General features: G+C 69.1%; 24 protein-coding genes and 1 tRNA gene. 12 read left to right on the forward strand and 13 right to left on the reverse strand.

Annotated elements, in window-relative coordinates; all coding sequences use genetic code 11:
• Positions 1-110 precede the first annotated feature (110 nt).
• The gene (locus SB754_RS18385) at positions 111-1169 is read left to right on the forward strand and encodes a LacI family DNA-binding transcriptional regulator (protein ID WP_410783846.1); all 1059 of its coding nucleotides are present in this window, start codon (positions 111-113) and stop codon (positions 1167-1169) included.
• A 74-nt stretch (positions 1170-1243) separates the two neighbouring features.
• Here the strand turns inward: SB754_RS18385 and SB754_RS18390 are convergent.
• The 3 genes from SB754_RS18390 to SB754_RS18400 form a co-directional block, all read right to left on the reverse strand.
• A tRNA-Arg gene (locus SB754_RS18390) sits at positions 1244-1316 on the reverse strand.
• A gap of 28 nt (positions 1317-1344) precedes the next feature.
• Positions 1345-1743: an MmcQ/YjbR family DNA-binding protein gene (locus SB754_RS18395; RefSeq protein WP_410783847.1), complete on the reverse strand. Its 399-nt coding sequence runs from the start codon at positions 1741-1743 to the stop codon at positions 1345-1347.
• Entirely contained in the window at positions 1740-2519 is a 780-nt protein-coding gene (locus SB754_RS18400) for a dienelactone hydrolase family protein (RefSeq protein WP_410783848.1), read from the reverse strand. Before SB754_RS18400 ends, SB754_RS18395 begins: the two co-directional genes overlap by 4 nt.
• 165 nt (positions 2520-2684) lie before the next feature.
• Here SB754_RS18400 and SB754_RS18405 point away from each other — a divergent pair, with 165 nt between their 5' ends.
• Together SB754_RS18405 and SB754_RS18410 are read left to right on the forward strand one after the other, a co-directional pair.
• Positions 2685-2978 (forward strand): GNAT family N-acetyltransferase, encoded by a 294-nt coding sequence (locus tag SB754_RS18405; RefSeq protein WP_410783849.1) that lies wholly within the window; start codon positions 2685-2687, stop codon positions 2976-2978.
• Positions 2968-3987 carry a hypothetical protein gene (locus tag SB754_RS18410; protein ID WP_410783850.1) on the forward strand — a complete coding sequence of 340 codons (1020 nt, stop codon included), beginning with the start codon at positions 2968-2970 and terminating at the stop codon, positions 3985-3987. The genes SB754_RS18405 and SB754_RS18410 overlap by 11 nt, the downstream gene beginning before the upstream one ends.
• 42 nt (positions 3988-4029) lie before the next feature.
• Here SB754_RS18410 and SB754_RS18415 read toward each other — a convergent pair whose 3' ends face one another.
• Positions 4030-4395 carry a hypothetical protein gene (locus SB754_RS18415; protein WP_410783851.1) on the reverse strand — a complete coding sequence of 122 codons (366 nt, stop codon included), beginning with the start codon at positions 4393-4395 and terminating at the stop codon, positions 4030-4032.
• Between the two features lie 63 nt (positions 4396-4458).
• On the reverse strand, positions 4459-4683 hold the full coding sequence (locus SB754_RS18420; protein ID WP_410783852.1) for a hypothetical protein: 225 nt from the start codon (positions 4681-4683) through the stop codon (positions 4459-4461).
• 162 nt (positions 4684-4845) lie between these two features.
• Between SB754_RS18420 and SB754_RS18425 the strand changes: the two genes are divergently transcribed.
• A complete protein-coding gene (locus tag SB754_RS18425) occupies positions 4846-5856 on the forward strand; it encodes an SDR family NAD(P)-dependent oxidoreductase (RefSeq protein WP_410783853.1) in 1011 nt (336 codons plus the stop codon).
• A 99-nt stretch (positions 5857-5955) separates the two neighbouring features.
• Here the strand turns inward: SB754_RS18425 and SB754_RS18430 are convergent, their stop codons facing one another.
• Both SB754_RS18430 and SB754_RS18435 read right to left on the reverse strand, forming a co-directional pair.
• Positions 5956-6927 (reverse strand): SDR family NAD(P)-dependent oxidoreductase, encoded by a 972-nt coding sequence (locus SB754_RS18430; RefSeq protein ID WP_410783854.1) that lies wholly within the window; start codon positions 6925-6927, stop codon positions 5956-5958.
• A 123-nt stretch (positions 6928-7050) separates the two neighbouring features.
• Positions 7051-7437: a hypothetical protein gene (locus tag SB754_RS18435; RefSeq protein ID WP_410783855.1), complete on the reverse strand. Its 387-nt coding sequence runs from the start codon at positions 7435-7437 to the stop codon at positions 7051-7053.
• Positions 7438-7652: 215 nt separating this feature from the next.
• Here SB754_RS18435 and SB754_RS18440 point away from each other — a divergent pair, with 215 nt between their 5' ends.
• The 3 genes from SB754_RS18440 to SB754_RS18450 all read left to right on the forward strand — a co-directional run bounded on the left by SB754_RS18440 (position 7653) and on the right by SB754_RS18450 (position 11280).
• On the forward strand, positions 7653-9011 hold the full coding sequence (locus SB754_RS18440) for a YibE/F family protein (RefSeq protein ID WP_410783856.1): 1359 nt from the start codon (positions 7653-7655) through the stop codon (positions 9009-9011).
• An 86-nt stretch (positions 9012-9097) separates the two neighbouring features.
• Positions 9098-9613: a DUF2231 domain-containing protein gene (locus SB754_RS18445; RefSeq protein WP_410783857.1), complete on the forward strand. Its 516-nt coding sequence runs from the start codon at positions 9098-9100 to the stop codon at positions 9611-9613.
• 38 nt (positions 9614-9651) lie between these two features.
• Positions 9652-11280 (forward strand): RecQ family ATP-dependent DNA helicase, encoded by a 1629-nt coding sequence (locus SB754_RS18450; protein ID WP_410783858.1) that lies wholly within the window; start codon positions 9652-9654, stop codon positions 11278-11280.
• 29 nt (positions 11281-11309) lie between these two features.
• Here SB754_RS18450 and SB754_RS18455 read toward each other — a convergent pair whose 3' ends face one another.
• On the reverse strand, positions 11310-12308 hold the full coding sequence (locus SB754_RS18455; protein WP_410783859.1) for an Abi family protein: 999 nt from the start codon (positions 12306-12308) through the stop codon (positions 11310-11312).
• Positions 12309-12436: 128 nt separating this feature from the next.
• Positions 12437-13216, reverse strand: coding sequence for an MBL fold metallo-hydrolase (locus tag SB754_RS18460; protein ID WP_410783860.1), 780 nt, complete (start codon positions 13214-13216; stop codon positions 12437-12439).
• A gap of 148 nt (positions 13217-13364) precedes the next feature.
• Between SB754_RS18460 and SB754_RS18465 the strand changes: the two genes are divergently transcribed.
• From SB754_RS18465 to SB754_RS18475, 3 genes are all read left to right on the forward strand, one after another.
• Complete coding sequence (locus SB754_RS18465) at positions 13365-13922, forward strand: dihydrofolate reductase family protein (protein ID WP_410783861.1); 558 nt, start codon at positions 13365-13367, stop codon at positions 13920-13922.
• A 108-nt stretch (positions 13923-14030) separates the two neighbouring features.
• Positions 14031-15764 (forward strand): ABC transporter ATP-binding protein, encoded by a 1734-nt coding sequence (locus tag SB754_RS18470; protein WP_410783862.1) that lies wholly within the window; start codon positions 14031-14033, stop codon positions 15762-15764.
• A gap of 1 nt (position 15765) precedes the next feature.
• Complete coding sequence (locus SB754_RS18475; RefSeq protein WP_410783863.1) at positions 15766-17859, forward strand: ABC transporter ATP-binding protein; 2094 nt, start codon at positions 15766-15768, stop codon at positions 17857-17859.
• A gap of 141 nt (positions 17860-18000) precedes the next feature.
• Here the strand turns inward: SB754_RS18475 and SB754_RS18480 are convergent, their stop codons facing one another.
• Positions 18001-18567, reverse strand: coding sequence for a hypothetical protein (locus tag SB754_RS18480; protein ID WP_410783864.1), 567 nt, complete (start codon positions 18565-18567; stop codon positions 18001-18003).
• A gap of 14 nt (positions 18568-18581) precedes the next feature.
• The gene (locus tag SB754_RS18485; protein ID WP_410783974.1) at positions 18582-19730 is read right to left on the reverse strand and encodes a zinc-dependent alcohol dehydrogenase; all 1149 of its coding nucleotides are present in this window, start codon (positions 19728-19730) and stop codon (positions 18582-18584) included.
• A gap of 157 nt (positions 19731-19887) precedes the next feature.
• Between SB754_RS18485 and SB754_RS18490 the strand changes: the two genes are divergently transcribed.
• Positions 19888-20307, forward strand: coding sequence for a hypothetical protein (locus SB754_RS18490; protein ID WP_410783865.1), 420 nt, complete (start codon positions 19888-19890; stop codon positions 20305-20307).
• Positions 20308-20361: 54 nt separating this feature from the next.
• Here the strand turns inward: SB754_RS18490 and SB754_RS18495 are convergent, their stop codons facing one another.
• Positions 20362-20643: a Fe-S cluster assembly protein HesB gene (locus tag SB754_RS18495; RefSeq protein WP_410783866.1), complete on the reverse strand. Its 282-nt coding sequence runs from the start codon at positions 20641-20643 to the stop codon at positions 20362-20364.
• 95 nt (positions 20644-20738) lie between these two features.
• The gene (locus tag SB754_RS18500) at positions 20739-21290 is read right to left on the reverse strand and encodes a type 1 glutamine amidotransferase domain-containing protein (protein WP_410783867.1); all 552 of its coding nucleotides are present in this window, start codon (positions 21288-21290) and stop codon (positions 20739-20741) included.
• Between the two features lie 58 nt (positions 21291-21348).
• Between SB754_RS18500 and SB754_RS18505 the strand changes: the two genes are divergently transcribed.
• Positions 21349-22173: an aldo/keto reductase gene (locus tag SB754_RS18505; RefSeq protein ID WP_410783868.1), complete on the forward strand. Its 825-nt coding sequence runs from the start codon at positions 21349-21351 to the stop codon at positions 22171-22173.
• Positions 22174-22259: the final 86 nt, after the last annotated feature.

A 22259-nucleotide genomic window follows, 5' to 3' on the forward strand; every position in this document is an offset into this window, starting at 1 on the left:
TCCCGGGTTTTGCGGACAATGGGCGATGTTTACGTCAACATCGTGCGGCCTACCCTAGCATGTTGACGTCAACATGCCGCAAGGTCGAGTTGCAACGAGAAGTGGAGACCATGACAGAGTCCCTCGCCGATACCCCGCCCGGCCGCACAGCCTCCCGAAAGCGCGGGCCCTCGCTGGGAGACGTCGCGCTGCACGCCGGGGTTTCGACCCAGACCGTCTCCCGCGTCGCGAACGGGCTCAGCAACGTGGAGGACTCCACTCGCCGTCGGGTCCTCGCCTCCATGCAGACGCTCGGCTACCGGCCCAACCACGCCGCGCGCGCGTTACGGTCCGGCCAGTTCCGCAACATCGGCGTCGTGATGTTCACCCTCTCGTCGTACGGCAACATGCGCACCCTGGACGCCATCGCCGTCTCCGCGGCGAAGGCCGGCTACTCGATCACGGTGGTGCCGGTCGAGCATCGTACCGAGCAGGACGTCAGCCTCGCCTTCAGCCGGCTCCTCGAGCAGGCGGTCGACGGCATCATCGTCGTCATCGAGGCGCACATCGTCGACCGCTCCGACGTCGAGCTGCCGCCTGGCCTGTCCGTCGTCGTGGTCGACTCCACCGAGCGCTCCGACTACCCGCAGGTCGACACCGACCAGGCGGAGGGCGCCCGCCAGGCCACCCAGCACCTGCTCGACCTCGGCCACCGGACGGTCTGGCACATCTCCGGTCCCGCGGACTCGTATTCGGCCGCCCGCCGCGAGGAGTCGTGGCGGCGGACCCTGGAGGAGGCCGGCGCTCCCGTTCCGGAGGTGTTCCCCGGCGACTGGTCGACGGCCGCCGGCTACCGCCACGGTCAGGAGATCGCCTCCCGCCCTGAGATCACGGCGGTCTTCGCCGCGAACGACCAGATGGCCCTCGGCGTGCTGCGTGCGCTGCACGAAGCCGGCCGCCGTGTCCCCGAAGATGTCAGCGTCGTCGGCTTCGACGACATGGCCGAGTCGGACTCGTTCTGGCCGCCGCTGACGACCGTCCACCAGGAGTTCGAGTCGATCGGCCGCCGCGCCCTCGACCTGCTGATCGCCGAGATCGAGGAGCGGCCGGAGCCCGTGCGCTCCTCGGTGCTGCACACTCGGCTCGTGGTCCGCGCCAGCACGGCGGCCCCGCCTGCCGGCCGGGCCTGACCGGCAAGCGAAAAGCCCCGCTTCTCTGGCGCAAGGCCTGTTCAGCGGGGCTTTTCTACTGTCTCAACACAGTGTGCGCCACGAGGGATTCGAACCCCCAACCTTCTGATCCGTAGTCAGATGCTCTATCCGTTGAGCTAGTGGCGCATGATCCGCACGCGGACCGGATTAGAGCTTACATGACGCTATCCAAGACCGCCAATTGCCGCCGCAGCGCTACCTGCCGGTAGGAGGTCTCGATCAGTTCGGCCGCCTCCGACCAGTCGGAGGTCGAGCGGTCCAGCCGGATCGCGAGCCAGCCGCCGGGTCCCCAGTACTTCGGGACGAACACGCGCGGGTCCTGCCGCCACGCCGGATCCTCGGCAGGATCCGGCTTGAACAGCAGCGTGTCCGGATCGTCCATGGATGCGCCCAGCACGGCGAACGTCCGCCCCTTCTCTCCCGCCTTCCACAGTGGACGGCCGTGGCTGAGCGTCTCGACGGCCTCCGGGAGTCGCAGGCACAGGGCGCGGATGCGCGAGACCAGCGCATCCCTCTCGTCGAACAGGTGCGGGTGCTCCATCGTCGGCGTCACTGGAAGATCTCGTCCAGGAAGCAGACCAGCGCCCGCCAGCTGCGCGCGTCCGCCACCGGCCGGTAGCGGTCGGTGCCCGGGATGGTGAAGGCGTGCGGCGCTCCGGAGTACGTCGTGATCTGCCAGTCCACGTGCGGTGCGCCCCGCAGTTCCTCCTCGAAGGCGACGACCGCCTCGTCGGGCACGACCGGGTCCGACCCGCCGTTGAGCACCAGCAGGGAGGCGGCGATCTGTCCCGCATCGGACGGGTCGTGCGCGACCAGCCCGCCGTGGAAGGAGACGACGCCACGGGCCGGCGCTCCGGTGCGGGCGAACTCCAACGCCGCGGTGCCCCCGAAGCAGTAGCCGATGACGGCAAGCCGTGCCGGGTCGACGGCCGGATGCTGCTGCAGGAGGCTGAAACCGGCCGCCACGCGCGAACGCAGCAGCGGCAGGTCGCGGTAGTACTTGCCGGCCTCGGCGGAGGCGGCGTCGCCGGTCGGGCGGACGTCCGCGCCATAGAGGTCCGCGGCGAACGCGACGTATCCCCGCCGCGCCAGCATCTGCGCGCGCATGCGGACGTTGTCGGCGACCCCGAACCAGTCGTGCAGCACGAGGATGCCCGGCCTCCGCTCATCCGCCTGCACATCGCGGGCCAGGTAGCCCTCCAACGGAAGCCCCTCGTGCTCGTAGGGCACCTTCTCGGCCTCTATGACCGAGTGCTCACCGATGGGGACCTGCTCGAGCAGGGCCTGGAAGGAGGGGGCGAGAGAGGGCGACGGGGTATCGAACGTCACGGTGAAGCTCCAGAATCGTCACGTCGCCGCCGACGGGCGCCGGCGGCGGCCTGGGCTGCTGTGCCTCGGTCGCGGAACGCGCGGGAACCCTCGGGTGCGGGTCGGGATCCCACGGTTTCAGCCTACCCCGCGACCTGCGCGGCATGGCGGACGTACGATGGGCGCATGGCCACCGAGTTCAGCGATCAGACGGAAGAGAACCGCTACGCGATGCACGTCGACGGCGAGCTGGTCGCCGTGCTCGACTACCGCATCCTCGGCGATGCGATCTCGCTGACGCGCGCGTTCACGATGCCGGACCAGCGGGGCAAGGGCTACGCCGGTCAGCTGGTGGAGTACGCGGTCGACGACATCGAGAAGAACGGCACACGCCACATCGTGCCGATGTGCTCGTACGTCGGCGATTGGTTCGACGCGCATCCGGACCGCGCCGCTCTGCTGCAGCGTCGTGCCGGCTGACGAGCCGATGGAGGCGGAGGGCGGCATCCGCCCGTCCCGTCTCGTCGCCCGCGTGTCGCGTTTCGGCGATCCGACCGCGATGGTGCTGGTCCGTGAGCCGCTCAGGGCTCCTCGCGGCAACGGGGTGATCGTGCGGGTCACCCATGCCTCCCTCGGAGCCACCGAGCTGCTGGCCCGTCGCGGCGGGTACGTGCTGCAGCCCCTGCCCGGGTTCATCACCGGCTACGACTTCGTCGGGGAACTACTGACCGAGTCCGCCGTTTCGGTGGCGCTGGGCCTGCGGGAGGGAGCGACCGTTGCGGGCGTTCTGCCGCGGATGGGCGCGCATGCGACGTTCCTCACCGTCCATCCGACCTTCCTGGTCGCCGTCCCGGACGGCCTCGATCCTGCGAGTGCGGCCGTTCTGCCGCTCGACGGCGTGACGGCGGCCCGCGCGCTCGAGCTCGCCGGTCCCGGCCGGCGCTTGCTGGTGCAGGGCGCCTCGGGCGCGGTCGGCGCACTCGCGGTGCAGCTGGCCCAGCGCTCCGGGCGGACGCTGGTGGGCACCGCGTCTGCGCGCACGGCCGACCGGGTGCGCGACCTGGGCGCCGCCGTCGTCGATCACACCGACCCCGAGTGGCCGGCCCGTGCTCGGGAGGCGGCGGGTGGCCCGTTGGATGCTGCGATCGATCACACCGGGTCGAGCCGCGTGTGGGAGGCGCTGTCCGACGATGGCGTCCTGGTCCGCACGGCGTTCGCCGGCCGGCCGGGACACGAGCGAGCCGACGCGATCCGCGGAAGCGCGATCGCAGCAGGCCACCGGCGCGAGCGCGTCTGCAGCACTCCTCTGTATGTCGCGACCCAACGGAACGATTACCGGCGCACGCTCGCCTCTTTGCTCGCGCAGGCTGCCGACGGTTCCCTCCTCGTCTCGGAGCCGGTGATCCACCCGCTGGCTGAAGTGTGGGAGGCGCACCGCGCGGCCGAGGAGGCTGCGCCGGGCACCAAGGTCGTGCTCGCGATCGGCTGACCCGGCCGTGGCCCGCCGCCCGTGGCCGTCGGGACGACCGGTTCAGAACGCGAACATCTGCCCCAGCACGACGACGGCGATGATGAACAGCACCACGATCGCCGCGATGGTGATCACGGCCCGCGACGACAGGCGTGCGATGCCGAACCCGACGATGAACGGCAGCGCCAGGCAGCCGAGCGCGAGCACCCACCAGAACGCCGCGAACCCTCCCTCGGATGCCGACTCCAGGCGGCCGCCGAACAGCTTCTGCGTGGTCGGGTGCGTCGCGAATGCGATGCAGGCCGATAGGGGATAGGCGATGAGCACCGCGGTTATGAGTCCGGCGAAGGCGCCCCACAGCCCGCGCTTGTCACCGAGCTGCAGTGTCTCCTCGTGGTGCGGCGCCTGACGGCTCTTGGTGCTCATGGCGCACACCATAGCCTGCGCGCTGTGCGGCGCGGGAGGGCTCAGATTCGCGGCACTGGACGGTCAGAAGTCGTCCAGAGAGCCGATGACGACCGGGACGCACTCCGTGAACCGGTAGCGGATGAGTTCCGGCCACAGCGTGGAGTCGCAGAGGTCGAAGACGTCGACGACCGCCGCGCCGCCGATATGCGAGGGAAGCCGCAACTCGAAGGGCGGCTCGCTGGTCCGCTCGAACTCGATCTCGTAGGCGGTGTCCTCCCGCTCGAGCACGGCGAGTACGGTCTCCATGGTCCCCTCCTTCGGCTGCCGCGGATGCTCTGCACCCACGGATACGCCGCCTGAAGGCGGTGACAAGCCCCCTCCCGGGATCCGCCCTCACTCCGTACTCTCAGCGCACTATCTGACACCGGGTGCCATAATCGGTCTCACTACCGATCCAGGAGGACGACGATGACCGATCCCAAGCCGTTGACGGCGCACAGCACCATCGGCGAATGGCTTTCGCACCCCACGGGCGCGCCGCTCATCCAGGGGCTGCTCGCGCAGTCCGGAGTGAACGAGGACATGCTCGCGCCGGTGCGCGGACTGCCGCTGCAGCAGTTGGTGGCGCTCAGCCAGGGCCAGATGCCCCAGTCCGTGGTCGACGACCTGGTGCTTCAGGCGAACGACGGCGTGATGCCGGAGGACGTGGTGACCGGCTGGGTCGAGAAGGTCACTCCCGGCCGATTCGAGGGACGCACGGTCATCGTCACCGGCGCCGCCTCGGGTATCGGCCGTGCGACCGCATCCCGCGTCGCGCGCGAGGGCGGCCGCGTGGTCGCCGTCGACATTTCCGCGGAGCGTCTCGCCGACCTGGCGTCGTCGGTTCCTGAGGGCTCGGTCGTCACCGTGGTCGGCGACATCACCCGCCAGGAGGACATCGACAGCATCGTCGCCGCGGCGGACGGTCGCATCGACGCGCTGGCGAACGTCGCGGGCGTGAACGACGACTTCTCCCCGGCGCACGAGACCTCGGACGCCGTCTGGGACCGCACCATCTCGATCAACCTGACGGGAGGCTTCAAGCTGACCCGCGCGGTGCTGCCGGTCATGCTGGAGGCCGGCGCCGGCTCCATCGTCAACGTCGCCTCCGAGGCGGGCCTGCGCGGCAACTCGTCGGGCACCGCCTACACGGTCTCCAAGCACGGCGTCGTCGGCCTGACCCGCAGCGCGGCCTTCATGTACGGGCCGCAGGGCATCCGCGTGAACGCGGTGGCGCCGGGCGGAGTCGCCACGGGCATCCCGATGCCGGCGCACCCGTCGGAGGCGGGGACGGCTCGGCTGGCCCCGTTCCAGCAGCAGATCCCGACCATCGCGACGGCCGAGCAGCTCGCCGCGTCGATCACCTTCCTGCTGAGCGACGACGGCGTCAACATCAACGGCGCAGTGCTGCCGAGTGACGGCGGCTGGTCGGTCCAGTAGTCGACACAGCAACTCGCCCGTCCTCGCCTGCAGCGGGATGCGGCTCGTGCGGTGAGTCGACCCGGGACCTGGGGATCGTCGTGGTGTCGCCGGAGTGCGTCAGCTCCGCGCGCGGGATGCGCGCACCAGGTACGCAACGCCCGCGGTGAGCGCCGCGGCGGCGAGGACGCGCCGCGTCTGCTTGCGCCGGCCCGCCCATCCACCGGTCACGGAGAGCGGCTCGCCCGATGGAGCGAACAGGTTGCCCGTGCTGGGCGCCGCCGGAGCGTTCCGGAACTGGCCGAGCTCGGTCTGGCGCGCCATGGCCGCCTCGACCACCGGAGGCCGACGCCGGTGCTGGTGCACCATCGCCTTCCCCGCGGCGCTGACCGTCCGCTCCGGCTTTCCCGGGCGCTTCCAGGCGGCGAGGATCTCGGCCACGGTCTCCGACGCGGGATAGACGGGCGGGAGGGCGTTGAGGGCCCGGCCCGTTCGGTTGCCCGCGTGCTGGAAGATCGGCGTGTCCATGGTGGGCGGCAGCACGGTGACGACGTGAACCGGCGACTTCGTCAGGGCCAGCTCCGAGCGGATGCTCCGGCCGAGCGCGATGATCGCCGCTTTCGACAGGGAGTACGGCGACGTATACGGCTGGGGCACCTCGCCCAGGATGGACGAGACGTTGACGATCAGCCCCGAGCGCTGCGGAAGCATCACCCGCAACGCGCTGCGGACGCCGTTGGCGTAGCCGTGGATGTCGACGTCGACGACCCGCCGGAACTCCTCCTCCGGCAGCTCCCAGAACTTCCCGTAGGCACTGACGGCCGCGTCGTTGATCCAGACGTCGATCCGTCCGTGGCGGGCGATGGCGCTGTCGCTGGCGCGGTCGGTCGTCGCCGAGTCGGCCGTGTCGCCGGGGACGACCACCGCATCCCGTGCACCGCACGCGAGGCATTCCTCGGCGACGTCGTCGAGCGCTGCCGCGTTGCGCGCCACCAGCACGAGTCTGGCGTGCCGCTTGGCGAAGGCGAGGGCGGTCGCCCGGCCCAGTCCGCTGGAGGCTCCGGTGATGACGACGACGGGCGATGCGCTCATGCCCGAGACGCTAAGCCGGCGATCCGTGCGCCGTGAGCCCTTGACAGGTCCCCTCCCGAGCAGGCGGCGTGAGTGCGCCCTCCCGTAACATCTGCGCCTGGGCGCGCAGCCGCAGACGTGACGTCAGGGCGCGGTGAGCGAGATGTCCCACGACCCGGCCTGGACGGACGGATCGAGTTCGAACTGGCAGCTCAGCCTCTTCGACGAATCGGCTTTCGCCGTGCCGGACAGAATGTCGCCGACGCCGAAAGGGGAAGCCGGATAAGTCACCACTTTCGTCGTTCTCCCGTGGGGACTGATCGCCGAGCAGGCGTCCCACACGTGATCCCGGAGCTGCGACGGCGTGTAGGGGTAAAGGGCGTCGAAGGTCACCCGCCCCTCGGAGTCGAACCCGGCCAGCGTCTCCTTCATCTGTTCGCGATACGCAGAGTGGGGGTTGCGATCGAAGTCCGGCGAATCATCCTGAGTTGCGGACAGCCAGATGAAGAAGCCGACCACGGCGACCACCACGAGGAAGAGGGAGCCGCCGAAGACGACCGCGACCGTCCGGCCTACCCGCGCTCGACTCATCCGCTCTCCTCGATGGCGCCCTCCCGCTGGTGAGCGCAGGACGAACCTATCGGGAGAACGCCGGTGCTCGCATCCACACGTAGGTCGAGCCGAATCGTTGAGCCGACTGTCAACCTGGCCATTGTAGGGTGACGTGTCGACCGCCCGGAGGTGCCATGTCCCACGCCTATCCGAACCAGAACCGCCGGCCCCGCGGTGGCGGTGGGGCCGGCCATCTCGCGCGGAATGTCGTCATCGTGGTCCTGCTCGCAGCGGCGCTGGCCACCGCGGTGGGGTTGGCGGTGCTCTGGCCCGACCACGCGAAGGTCGCCTCGGCCTCGTCGGGCCTGGAGTTCGCGGCGAAGGGCACGACCTTCCCGACGGGGAAGATCGTGGCGCTGTCCCCGAGCTGTCCGGGGTACTTCTCGTCGAAGGCAGCGGCCACGTCGTCGCCGGGCGACACGCGAGCCTGTCAGCTGGCGAAGGTGGAACTGGCAAGCGGACCGAGTGCCGGGCGTACTGTCTCGCTGCCCCTGCTGTGGCCGTGGGCGACGGCAGGCCTCCATGTCGGGGACGAACTCGAACTGATCGTGCCGCCTCAGCCCTCGGGAGGCAACGCCGCTGCCGGGACCGCGACCGGGACCGGGACGCAAGGCATCACCGTGAACGGCGTGATCCGGGACGACTCGCTTCTCCTCTGGGCTGTGGTGTTCGTGGTGATCGTCGTCGCCGTCGGCCTTCTGCGCGGGTTCATGGCGCTGGTCTCCCTGGGTTTCAGTGCCTTCATGCTCATCGAGTTCATGCTCCCGGCGCTGATCTCCGGGCGGCCGGGGCTGGCGGTCGCGGTCGTCGGCGGTTCGGCGATCATGGTCGTCGTGCTGTACCTCTCGCACGGCGTGTCGATACGCACCAGCGCGGCGCTCGCCGGGACTCTCATCGGCATCGTCATCACGGCGGGGCTCGCCCAGCTGGCCGTTTCCACGACTCACTTGACCGGCGTGAGCGGAGATGTCGGCGGGATGCTCGCCGGCGTGACCCAGATCGACTTCCGCGGCCTCCTCACGTGCGCGATCGTCATCGCGGGTCTCGGTGTGCTCAACGATGTCACGGTGACCCAGGCGTCGTCGGTGTGGGAGTTGCGCGCTGCCTCCCCGGAACTCACGTGCCGCCAGCTGTTCACTCGTGCGATGCGAATCGGCCGGGACCACATCGCCTCCACGATCTACACCATCGCGTTCGCCTACGCGGGCGCCGCGATGGTGGTGCTGATCGTGATCTTTCTCTACAACCGCACAGCTCTGAGCCTCCTGTCGCAGGAGGACCTGGCCGCAGAAGTCGTGCGGACCCTGTGCAGCGGTATCGGCCTGGTGCTGGCCGTGCCGATCACCACCGCGATCGCGGTTCTCCTGGTCCCCGCGACCGTCACAGAACCCGAGCAGAACCGGCTCCTCAACGAGCTCAAACTGCGGTGGTATTCGTTCATCCCCCGGTCTGCGCCGGAGGCATCGGCGCCGGTGACCGGGCCGGGGCGCTGACCATACGCGCCGGATCGCCGCTCCGGAAGGGTCTGCACGGCTGCGGCCCGCGAGCCGACGATGCAGGGGTGAGGAGAGGAGCAGCCATGACCGCCCCCGACATCGATCCCGGTTTTCGGCGCGCCAAGCGCCCCCGCGTGGGTCTCGCCGGTCCGTACGGCCACCCGTTCCACGCCACCGTCGTCACCATCCCGATCGGTGCGTGGACGGGCGCCGTCGTCTTCGACATCGCCGCACTGCTCGGCGCCGCACCGCACGCGCTGGCGACCGGAGCGCTCTGGCTGGTCATCATCGGCGTGATCGGTGCGCTGCTCGCCGCGGTCTTCGGCTTGATGGACTTCTCGCAGCTCCCGGCAGGCACGAAGGTGCGGCGCACCGCCGTGTGGCACCTCGCCTTCAACTCGACCGCGATCGTCCTCTTCGTCGTCAGCGCGATCGTGCGTGCCGGGAACCCGGACGATCCGAGCGTCGGCGGTTTCATCCTCGCCCTGATCGGCATCGTGGTGGTCGGCGTCTCCGGCTTCCTCGGCGGCGAGCTGGCCTACCGTCACGGCGTTCGCGTGGCGGACGAGACCGATCAGGAGCGCGCGTACACGCGATGACGCAGGGCACCACCACACCGAACGGCTACGGTGACCGTATGTCGCGCATTCAGGACGTCGCCCGCGACTCTTTCGGCTGGGACGAGCTGCGCCCGCGGCTGGCGGAGGCGATGGAGGTCCTCCTCGACGGCGGGGATGTGCTCGCCGTCATGCCGACCGGGTACGGCAAGTCGTCGCTGTACCAGGTGACCGGAACCATCCTGGGCGGTGTCACGATCGTCGTCTCGCCGCTGATCTCGCTGCAGGAGGACCAGGTGCGGTCGCTGACGGAGGCGACGGACGTCCCGCCGGCGTTCGCGATCAACTCGTCCGCCGGTCAGCGGGAGCGGGAGAACGACTGGGAGGCGCTCGAGTCGGGGCAGCCCGCGTTCGTCTTCCTCGCCCCCGAGCAGCTGGCGAACCCGGAGGTGCGGGAGCGGCTGCGCGGCCTCCACGTCTCCCTGTTCGCCGTCGACGAGGCGCACTGCGTGTCGTCGTGGGGTCACGACTTCCGGCCCGACTACCTGCTCCTCGGCGACGTCATCGAAGAACTCGGTCATCCTCCGGTCGTCGCGATGACGGCCACCGGAGCTCCGCCGATCCGCGCCGAGATCGGGCAGCGTCTCGGGCTGCGGCGGCCACGGCTGTTCGCCACCGGATTCGACCGGCCCAATCTGCGGCTCGAAGTGCGTCGCTATGAGGAGGACTCCGAGAAGCGCGCCGCCGTCGTGGAGCAGGTGCGCGGGCTCGATGGATCGGGCCTCGTCTACACGGCGACCCGCAAGGACGCCGAGCACTACGCCGAGCAGCTGGAGGCGGAGGGCGTGGCGGCCGCCGCCTACCATGCCGGCCTGCGTCGGGCCGAGCGGGACGAGGTGTACGAGCGCTTCATGGATGACCGCGCGCGTGTCGTCACCGCGACCAGCGCCTTCGGGATGGGCATCGACAAGCACGACGTGCGGTTCGTCGTCCACGCGTCCGTCACCGACTCGCTGGACAGCTACTACCAGGAGGCGGGACGCGCGGGACGCGACGGCGAGCCTGCGCTGGTCACCCTCCACTACCGGCCCGAGGACTTCGCCCTCACCAAGTTCTTCTCGGGAGGCGGCCCGGAGCCGGACGATCTGGCCCGTGTCTTCGGCGCGGTGGCCGACGAGCCCGGGATCTCACGCGCCGATCTGGCCGAACGCACCGGGATCAGCGTGCGGTCGCTGGGCCGCCTGCTCGGCCTGCTGCGTGACGCGGCCGTGCTCACCGGCAGCGATGACGAGCTGCGGGCGGAGGCCGTCCCGCCCGGAAAGGCCGCCGCGCGGGCCGTCGAGGAGGCGGAGGCACGTCAGCGCATCGAGCACTCCCGCGCGCAGCTGATGCAGGAATATGCCGAAACGGGAATGTGCCGCCGGCAGTTCCTCCTCGGCTACTTCGGTGAAGAGCTGCCGGAGCCCTGCGGTAACTGCGACACCTGCACGTCCGGCAGTGCCTACCGGTGGGCCGAGGAGCATGACGCGGCCGGCGACGACCCGTTCCCACTCGCCGCACGCGTCACCCACGAGACGTGGGGCGCGGGTGTCGTGATGCACACGGAGGCCGACCGGCTGACCGTCTTCTTCGACGACGCCGGTTACAAGGTCCTGTCGCTGTCGGCCGTCACCGACGGCGGCCTCCTGGAGGTGGTCGGCCCGTCCTGACGGGGGCGCAGCCTTCTCGGAGATCCTGCTTAGGCAAGATGCCGACTCCAGAAGGGGTCCTCGGCCCAATGCGGCGGGACGCCCATCACGGCGAGGTTCATCGGTGGACGTTCGCTCATCAATCCGCGAAGGCGAGCGGCCCAACTGCTCCGAGGAGAGACACAGCTCAGGACGGACTGGAGCGAAACCAGGACCGGGTACAGTCGCTGCCTCGAGCGCTCTGGCACCGAATCCGGGGCTTCGAGCCACGTGATCGTCGAGGACGATGGGATCGCAGGGTAAACGCCGAGGCCGACGTTCCACAGCCGGCCGTGATGAGCGCAGATGTTCCGCACCCGGGCGAAGGTCTGGATCCAGGACTCCAGCACTGGAGCGGTCAGTCCCAAAGCTGCGGCTACTGCTGTGCGGTCGCCGCGGGACTTCAGGTTGCGGTATGCGCTGGAGAGTTGGCCTATCGTCAGGCTTTCGACCATGAGCCACGACGGTGGAAGCTCCGGCGTTCGATATGTCGTGAGGTAGTGCTCGAGCGCCGATCGGTGAACAAGCGAGTCCTGCCCGGGGTCAGGTGCGCCACGGAGCCGGTCGTCGATCGTCGCTCTCACGAGCTTCAGCAGCCCCGCGTGGTGCCGTGATTCCCGGAAATGGCCACCGTCCACGTACCAGTGCGGGTCATCGTAGGTCGTTGACATGTGGTCCGTGAGCGCTGCGCGCAGCGCGATCTCCACGCGCTCCACGGCGTCGATGACGACGAGACGCAGCATCCGGTCGAACACGTAGAGGTCGATGACATCATCAAATCTCGCGCCCGCTCGGAAGAGGTGGGACTGGCGGCTCCTATGAAACGGGATCGTGTACGGGGAGAGCCGGTAGTAGCCGATGTGTCGAAGGTGGTGAGCTGCTCGTTCCCGATCGGCGATATTGAGTCCCCTCTCGCTGAGACGTTGAATCAACTCGTCGAGCGACAGCGCCGGCTTTGTATACTGCAGCGTTCCCCGAGGCCGCGTTGGCCTTCGCCCATCGTGCGGCATAGGGCTCCTGGGTTCGGGATAAAGAAAATCCCCCAAGTGCGCTTCTACGAGAGGCGTGGGGGATGTGGTGAATCCAAAGTAGCACGTTCAGGGCGGCTGGACATGGACGGTGATCGGCTCGCCCGACGTCAGCTGCGACCGATCGCGCGCGCCGACGCCACCGCCGCCTCCACCCCGTCGCGCCACGGGTCGCCGTGGCCCGGCAGCAGCACGCGTGCGCCCGTCGCGACGATCGCATCCAGCGACCGCAGCGCCTGGTCGGAGTCCGCCGTGGCCGCGCCCGCGATGATCTGCGCGCCCGGGATGCCCTTGTACGGGTCGAGGGTGACGATCGCGTCGCCGCTGAGCAGCGCCTCGCGGTCGCGGAGCAGGAGCCCGCAATGCCCGAACGTGTGGCCGGGGGTGAACACGACCTCCGGGCGTCCGGGCATATCGAGCGTGCCCGAGCCGGGCAGTTCGGAGATGTCGTGAACCCCGCGAACGTTGAGTGCGCCGGCGCGGACCATCGAGACGACCGGGCCGGCCGACCGCGGGTAGATGAGCGGGTAGACGAACGGCGTGTGCTCCCTCTTATAGCTGTAGGGATGCGCTGCCAGCTCCTTGTCCCCGGCGTGCACGTAGACCGGCACACCCAGCTCCTCGACCGCCCGCTCCGCGAAACCGACGTGGTCGAAGTGTCCGTGCGTGAGGACGATGCCCTGCAGGTCGCGCATCCGAAGGTTCAGCTCGTGCGCCGCGCGGATCAGCGGCCCCCAGGTGTTCGGGAAGGCGGCGTCGACGAGCGTCCAGTTGTCGCCGTCCACCAGCAGGTAGCAGTTGGTGAACGCATGCTCGAGCCGATGGACCCCCGGCACGACCTCCGGTGTCAGGCGCGGTGCTCCGCGCCGACGGTCCGGTGTCAGGGTCATGGTTCGGTTCATGGCGGCCTCCCGTCGCTCTGACCCGTGTCTACGCGTGACCACGGCCGCGGGGCAGGGGTTGACAGTCCAATCCGGCCAGCGCCGTTCCGTCCGGGGACGGCAGCCCCTAAGCTGTTCGGCGAGAAGGGGGATTCTTATGGGTGCCATCGCTGTGCACGAGTTCGTCTCGCTGGACGGTGTGTTCGAGGACCCGAGCTGGACGGCCGACTACGGGTTCGACCCGGAGATGGGCGACGACATCGGGCGGCTCACGCGCTCGTCCGACGCGATCCTCCTCGGTCGGCGCACTTTCGAGATGTTCGCGCCGGCCTGGTCTCAGCGCACCGCAGCCGACGACCCGGGGGCTCCGTTCTTCAACGACAGCCCCAAGGGGGTGGTCAGCTCCAGCCTCGACGACGACACCGCAGAACGGACGTGGGGCAACTCGCGGTCGCTCGGCGCATACGACGCCGGGCGCATCCGGGAGTTCGCCGACTCGTTCAGCGGCGGCGTGTACGTCAGCGGTTCCGGCTCGCTGGTACGCTCGCTGCTCGCCGACGGCCTCGTCGGATCCCTCCACCTGTTCGTCTACCCCGTGGTCCGCGGGACGGGCGCCCGCCTGTTCCCCGAAGGCAGCGCGCCCGCACAGCTGCGGCTGCGCCACCACGACGCCTACGACAACGGCGTCCTCCACCTGCACTACACCGCTGCCTGACCGTCACTATTGAGGACAGCACCCGTCCTCAATAGTCGATAGCGTCACCTTGTGCGACGGCACCGCCGGCGCCACCATCCACACACACAGCACACCCGGGAACCCACTGTGACTCTGCTTCGCCTTTCGCTCCGCTTCGTGCGCCCCTACTGGCGCGCGGTGACGGCGGTCGTGATCCTTCAGCTGATCGCGACCATGGCCGCCCTCTACCTGCCCACCCTCAACGCCGACATCATCGACAAGGGCGTCGTCAAGGGCGACACCGACTTCATCTGGCGGACGGGCGGCACGATGCTCATCGTCTGCTTCGTCCAGGTGATCGCCGCCGTCGCAGCGACCTACTTCGGCGCCCGCGCCTCGATGTCGGCCGGCAAGGACATCCGCCGCTCCTTCTACCGCAAGGTGGATGCGCTGCCGTCGCTCGACCTCGCCCGGTGGGGGATGCCGACGCTCATCACCCGCAACACGAACGACGTGCAGCAGGTGCAGATGCTCCTGCTGATGACGTTCAACTTCATGGTGTCCACGCCGATCATGTGCATCGCCGGCATCATCTTCGCGGTACGGGTCGACGCCGGGCTCTCCTGGCTGATCTGGGTGTCCGTCGCGGTGCTCTTCATCGTCGTCGGCATCCTCGTCACCCTGCTGCTCCCGATGTTCCGGGTGATGCAGGAGCGCATCGACGGGGTCAACGGCGTGATCCGAGAGCAGATCGTCGGCATCCGGGTGATCCGGGCCTTCGTGCGGGAGCGGTTCGAGACGAAGCGCTACGACGATGCGAATGCGGCGCTGACGCGCATCTCGGTCAAGGTCGGCAACGTCTTCGTGCTCATGTTCCCGATCATCATGCTCATCCTGAACGCGGCCACGGTCGCGGTGCTCTGGTTCGGTGGTCACCGGGTCGCTGACGGTGACATCCAGATCGGTGCGCTCACCGCGTTCCTCCAGTACCTGCTGCAGATCCTCGTCGCGGTGATGATGGGCGTCTTCATGGCGATGATGATCCCGCGTGCCATCGTGTGCGCGGAGCGTCTCCAGGAGGTGCTGGGCGCCGTGCCGAGCTCCACCGTGGAGGGCGTGGGCACGTCGGCCGTCCCCGCGGACGGACGCGTGGAGGTGGACGGAGTCAGCTTCGGCTACCCCGGTGCTGAGAAACCAGTGCTCAACGATGTGTCGTTCACCGCGGAGCCTGGAAAGGTCACGGCGATCGTCGGGTCTACCGGGTCCGGGAAGACGACGCTGGTCTCGGTGATCGCCAACCTGTTCACGCCGCAGCAGGGTCACGTCCGCATCGGCGGTGTCGCCGTCGACGGGCTGACCCGTCAGCAGATCGCGGGCGTGCTGGGCTTCGTGCCGCAGCGGCCGTACCTGTTCTCGGGCACCATCGCCTCCAACCTCCGCTTCGGCCGGCCCGATGCGACCGACGAGGAGCTGTGGGAGGCGCTGCGCGTCGCGCAGGCGGCGGACTTCGTGCGCGCCAAGGAGCGCGGTCTCCATGAGCGCATCGCGCAGGGCGGCACCAACGTGTCCGGAGGCCAGCGGCAACGCCTCTGCATCGCTCGCGCGCTCGTCGCGCGACCGAAGGTGTTCCTCTTCGACGACTCGTTCTCGGCGCTCGACGTCGCCACCGACGCCCGGCTCAGACGGGCGCTCGCCGAGTCCACCGGAGACGCTGCGGTCGTCGTGGTCGCACAGCGGGTCTCCACGATCCGGGAGGCCGACACCATCGTCGTCATGGACGACGGACGGGTAGTCGGGCGCGGGACGCACGACGAACTGGTCGAGACCAACGAGACGTATCGGGAGATCGTCGAGTCGCAGTTGAGCTTGGAGGTGGCCTGAGATGGCGCGCACCACGGAACGCAAGAAGCGCGGCGGCCGCCCGGAGGACGGGCAGACGCCGACCGCGAAGGACATCGTCCTGGACGAGCTGGAGGAGGAGTACGACTTCACTCCCGGCGAGGCCGACGGCGACATGTTCGGCGGCGCACCCGCCAAGAAGGCCGAGAACTTCTGGCCGTCGTTCAAGCGGCTGATGGGCCTCCTCAAGCCGGAGTGGCTCGGGATGGCCTGGGTCACGCTGCTCACAGTCGTCTCGGTGGTCCTCGTGGTCATCGCGCCGAAGATCCTGGGCGACGCGACGAACGTCATCTTCCAGGGCGTCATCTCGTCGCAGCTCCCGAAGGGGGTCCCGGTCGACCAGGTGATCGAGCAGCTGCGCGCCGCCGGGCAGAACCAGCTGGCCGACGTGATCGCCGGGTCCGGCGTGACCACCGGGGAGGGCATCGACTTCACCCAGCTCGGGCGCCTGCTGCTCATCGTGCTGGCGATGTACCTGGTGGCCTCTCTGCTCCAGTGGTGGCAGGGCTTCCTGCTCAACGCCCTGGTGATGCGCGTGGTCTACGGCCTCCGCAAGGACGTCGAGGCCAAGCTGAACCGGCTCCCCCTGAGCTACTTCGACACCCGCCAGCGCGGCGACCTCATGTCGCGCGTGACGAACGACGTGGACAACATCCAGACGGCGCTGCAGCAGGCGTTCTCGCAGCTGATCCAGTCGGTGCTCACGGTCATCGGCATCGGCATCATGATGTTCGTGGTGTCGTGGCAGCTGGCGCTGATCGCGCTCATCTCCATCCCGCTCTCCGGCGTGATCGCGGGACTGATCGGTTCGCGTTCGCAGAAGCTGTTCAAGACGCAGTGGGCATCGACCGGTGCGCTCAACGGGCACATCGAGGAGTCCTACTCGGGCCTCGACCTGGTCCGCGCGTTCGGGCGGGACGAGGTCATGCTCGCCGAGTTCGATTCCCGCAACGCGACACTGCACAAGGCGCAGACGGGGGCGCAGTTCGTCTCCGGCAGCATCATGCCGGCCATGAACTTCGTCTCATACCTGTCGTACGTCCTGATCGCGGTCGTCGGCGGCCTGATGGTCGCCGCCGGTCAGCTGACGATCGGTGCGGCGACGGCGTTCATCCAGTACTCGCGCGAGTTCTCGCAGCCGATCGGCCAGATCGCGGGCATGGCGAACATGCTGCAGTCCGGCGTCGCGTCCGCCGAGCGCACGTTCGAGTTCCTCGACTCGGAGGAGCAGGACCCGGAGACGGCGACCGAGCACCTTCCCGAGCGGGCGGACGGTCGCGTCGAGCTCGACCACGTCGACTTCTCGTACGACCCGGAGACCGAGCTCATCCGCGACCTGTCGCTGAGCGTGCAGCCGGGCAGCACCGTCGCGATCGTCGGTCCGACCGGCGCGGGCAAGACGACGCTGGTGAACCTGATCATGCGGTTCTACGAGCTGACCGGCGGAACCATCCGCCTCGACGGCATCGACACCACGCACCTCTCTCGCGACGAGCTCCGCGGCCAGGTCGGAATGGTGCTGCAGGACGCGTGGCTGTTCTCGGGGACCATCCGCGAGAACATCCGCTACGGCCGGCTCGACGCGACCGACGACGAGGTGATCGAGGCCGCGAAGGCGACGATGGTCGACCGGTTCGTGCGCCAGCTGCCCGATGGGTACGACACGGTGATCGACGCGGAGGGCGGCAACGTCTCGGCGGGCGAGCGCCAGCTCATCACGATCGCGCGGGCGTTCATCGCGAACCCGTCGCTGCTCATCCTCGATGAGGCGACGTCGTCTGTCGACACCCGCACGGAGCTGCTGGTTCAGCACGCCATGGCGGCGCTCCGCACAGACCGCACGTCGTTCGTCATCGCCCACCGGCTGTCCACTATTCGTGATGCGCACACCATCCTGGTGATGGAGAACGGCCGCATCGTCGAGCAGGGCGACCACGCGACGCTGCTGGAGCGGCGCGGACCGTACTACGACCTCTACATGACGCAGTTCCGCGGCGACGACGCGGAGGCCGAGACCGACCGCGAGGCCGAGCAGCAGGAGAAGGGCGAGGTCGTCGAGGAGGTCGCGGCACCGTAGGACCGGTCGGGACGAGGGTGGTGCGCGAGCCGCCAGAGGGGGTTGAGGTGGCTCGCGCACCGGACCCAGTGAACGACCGCCGCCGCGCGAGCGCTATCGCGTTGACACCGGTTCGGCGGCGTGCGGCTAGAACGACCTGTCCTAGCGCCGCGCGATCTTCACGATGGTGCGGACCGCCATCACCCCGGCGAGCACCCACGGGCCGGCCACGATGATCGGGTCCAGCCAGGTGTGCTTCCAGTCCGCGCGGCCGACGCCGTAACGAGACGAGATCGGATGGCTCCCGGCCTCCGCGAGGACGCCGGTCTCCGTAACCGGGTTGTCCGGGTGCAACGTCGCCAGCGACTTCAGGTGCGCGCCGATGGCGTCCGCCCGGTCGCCGACCACCAGCAGCAGCCAGTGCGCGGTGCGGCCCTCGCTGTAGCGGTCGTAGGCGAAACGGCGGATCATCCCGGAGACTCCGTGCAGCGGCTGCGCCGTGCCGAAGACCGGCGTGAGCATCTCGTGCTCGACGGAACGCTCGCGTCCCTCCCGGGGCTGCTGCAGCTCCGGGAGGTCCCAGTGGGCGCCGAGATCTTCGGGCTCCGTCCGCTCCTTCGGGAACGACGGCCGGTCGGCCGGGTCGCTGTCGACGCCCCAGCCGGGGATGCGCTGACGCAACGCCTCCGGGTCGAACTTCTTCCTGTGGTCGCTCGCCACGTACGGCATGCTGATCTCCTCCCTCAGGCGGCGCTCGGGACGACGAGCGGCTTGATGATCCCGTCGAGCTTCGCCGAGAACAGGTGGTACCCGTCCTGGATGTGCTCGAGCGGGATGCGGTGCGTCACGATGTCGGAGGGCTTCAGATAGCCGTTCTGGATGTGCTCGAACAGCCGGGGCCACTGCCGCTTCACCGGGCATTGGTTGGTGTGGATGGTGACTCCTTTGTTCATCGCGTCGCCGAACTTGACGGCGCTGAACAGGGGACCGTAGGCGCCCATCACCGAGATGGTGCCGCCCTTGCGGACCGAGTCGATCGCCCAGTTGAGCGCGACGGGCGATCCGCCCTGCAGCTTCAGCTTGGAGGCGGTGATGTGCTGCAGTGCCGAGCCGTCGGCCTCCGCGCCGACGGCGTCGATCACGACGTCCGCTCCCAGCCCGTCGGTGGCGTGCTTGAGCATGTAGACGATGTCCCCGACGTCGGTGAAGTTGTACGTCTCGGCGTGGGCGAACTCCCGCGCCTTCGCGAGGCGGTAGTCCAGGTGGTCGACCACGATCACTCGGCCGGCGCCCATGAGCCAGGAGGACTTGGCGGCGAACAGGCCGACCGGGCCGGACCCGAACACGACGACCGTGTCGCCCTCCCTGATGTCGCCGAGCTGGGCTCCGAAGTACCCGGTGGGCAGGGCGTCGGTGAGCAGGACGGCATCGTCGTCGGACATCCAGTCGGGGATGATCGTCGGCCCGACGTCGGCGAACGGGACCCGCACGTACTCGGCCTGGCCGCCGTCATAGCCGCCGGTCGTGTGCGAGTACCCGTAGATGCCGCCGACGGCGGTCGCGTTGGGGTTCACGTTGTGGCAGTTGGAGTACAGGCCGCGCACGCAGAAGTAGCAGGTGCCGCAGAACACGTTGAACGGCACCATGACGCGGTCGCCGACCTTGAGGTTCTGCACGCCGGAGCCGACCTCGTCGACCACGCCGATGAACTCGTGCCCGAACGTGTGACCGACGCGCGTGTCCGGCATCATGCCGTGATAGAGGTGCAGGTCGGAGCCGCAGATCGCCGCGAGAGTGACCCGGACGATCGCGTCCCCGGGATGCTCGATCTTCGGCCGGTCCTTCTCCTCCACCCGGATCTTGTACGGGCCGCGGTACGTCATCGCCAGCATGTGCGTCCTTCCCTCGTTCGTGAACGCGACCCAGTCGATTCCGATCGCCCGCCGGTTTCCAGCAGTTGACACCTCCTGCGGGCGGTGTAGCCGTACACCGTTTTGTTAGGCAAGTGAACGAGTTGTGGAGGCGGCCCGCCCGCCGTAGAACGGAGGCATGACCAAGGATGAGCGCGCCTCCCTGCCGCCCGGGCCCGACTTCAAGTACGGCGGGTACACCGTCCGGCTGGAGGCCGAGCACGGACGCACCGGACGCTGGCGCGTCGTGGACGACGACAATTACTACGGGCTGATCGCGGCCTCCGACCCGATCAACGGCGACCCGGAGGTGCACTTCGCGGCGCACTTCCCCGGCGAGGAGGAGATTCCGCCGATGAAGATCGTCCCGTTGTGGACGCTGGCGGTCGAGTTCCTCCTCGATGCCGGGGAGGGCGAGCCGCTGTGGGGCCTGCCGGAGGACCGCACGGCGCCGCACCCCATCGTCGCGGATGCGCTGCCGGACCCGGACGAGGAGCAGGACGGGAGTGAGACCGAGAACCGGGACGAGACCTCTGGCGAGACCACGACCTCCCGCTGAAACCGCGGAGGCCCGGAACCGAACGGTTCCGGGCCTCCGTGCGTCGGGCGTCCGCTAGGCGGTCACGCCGATCGCGAAGCTGACTCCGCCCTGCTCGTCGACCTGGGCGTCGAGCACCTTGTCGTCGAGCACCTCGGCGGCCTGCGTCTCCAGGAAGATGCGGGCGCCTCCGGACTCGACCACCTGGTCCGAGACCTCGGGCTCCGGGGTGATCGCCGCCGCGAAGGCGGTGCTCTCGGGGTTGCTGCTGCTGATGCGCAGCCCCGCGGTGTCATCCGGGGACTGGTCCGTCAGGGTCTTGACGATCGTGCTGGCGTTCTCGGTGAGGGTGAGCATGTGCTCTCCTTCCGTTCGATGGGTCCAGGAGCGCCCTACGTTCCCGCGACCTCCGCTGCAGCGCAACCGGCGTGGAGGTCATTGCCAGGGAACGCTCACGCCTGCGATTCGAACGCCTTCACCAGCTCACGTCCGAACGCGTCCAGGTCGTCGGGCTTGCGCGAGGACACGATGGTGAACGGGCCGTCGTCGACCACGACCTCCTGATCCACCCAGGTCGCCCCGGCGTTGCGGTAGTCGGTCTGCAGGCTCGGCCAGCTGGTGAGCGTCCGGCCCTGCACGATCCCGGCTTCGATCATCACCCAGCCGCCGTGGCAGATCACCGCGATGGGCTTGCCGGCGTCAGCGAACGCCTTCACCAGCGAGACGGCCTCCGGGAACGTCCGCACCTGATCGCCGTTCGCGACGCCGCCCGGCAGCACCAGGGCGTCGAACTGGTCAGCGCTCGCCGCGTCGAGGGTGAGGTCGACCGGGAAGGTGTCCGCCGGGGTCAGGTGGTTGAAGGCCTGAACCTCGCCGTCCTCCTTCGAGATCAGCTTCGGGGTCCCTCCGGCCTCACTCACCGCCTTCCACGGCTGCACCAGCTCGGCCTGCTCGATGCCCTCCGGGCCCACCAGGAACGCGATCGTCTTGTCGTTCAGTGCCATGTGTGGTTCTCCTTCCAGTCCCCCCACCCGTACGCTCACGGCGCGGCAGAATGAACCCATGGCGAGCATCCCGCAGCTGACTCTCAACGACGGCAACCGCATCCCGCAGCTGGGCTTCGGCGTGTACAAGATCCCGGAGGCCGAGACGGCCGATGCGGTGCTGACGGCTCTGGAGGCGGGGTACCGCCACATCGACACCGCCGCGTTCTATGCGAACGAGCGCGGGGTCGGGGACGGTGTACGGCGCAGCGGGCTGGACCGGTCGGAGGTGTTCGTCACCAGCAAGGTGTGGTGGACCGATAACGGGTACGAGTCGACCCTCCGGTCGTTCGACGCCAGTCTGGAACGGCTCGGCTTCGACACGGTCGACCTCTTCCTCATCCACTGGCCCGCACCCCAGAGCGACCGGTACGTCGAGACCTGGCGCGCGTTGGAGCGGGTGCGCGAGGAGGGCCGGGCCCGGTCGATCGGCGTCGCCAACTTCCACACCCACCACCTGGACCGCCTGGCGGCCGAGACGGACACGGTGCCGGCCGTCAACCAGGTGGAACTGCACCCGTGGCTGCCGCAGCAGCGGGTGCGGCAATACGACGCCGCGCACGGCATCGTCACCGAGGCCTGGTCGCCGCTGGCGCGCGGCCGCATCCTCGGCGACCCCACCCTCGACCGGCTCGCCGCGAAGCACGCTGTCACGCCGGCGCAGGTCGTCATCCGCTGGCAGCTGCAGCTCGGCAATGTCGTGATCCCGAAGTCGACGTCGCCGGAGCGCATCCGCTCCAACCTCGACGTCTTCGGGTTCGAGCTCGATGGGGATGACCTGGCGGCGATCGCGGCGCTGGAGTCGGGGGAGCGGACCGGCAAGGACCCGGACGACCTCGGCTGACCCTCCGCTGAACCAAGCGACCGGAATCGTGGCAGCGGCCCGCTAGGCTCTCCCCAGCGACGGTCGGCGCGTGCACGGTGCACGTG

The sequence above is a fragment of the Leifsonia sp. SIMBA_070 genome (assembly GCF_046534635.1).
In the GTDB taxonomy this organism is placed as follows: domain Bacteria; phylum Actinomycetota; class Actinomycetes; order Actinomycetales; family Microbacteriaceae; genus Leifsonia.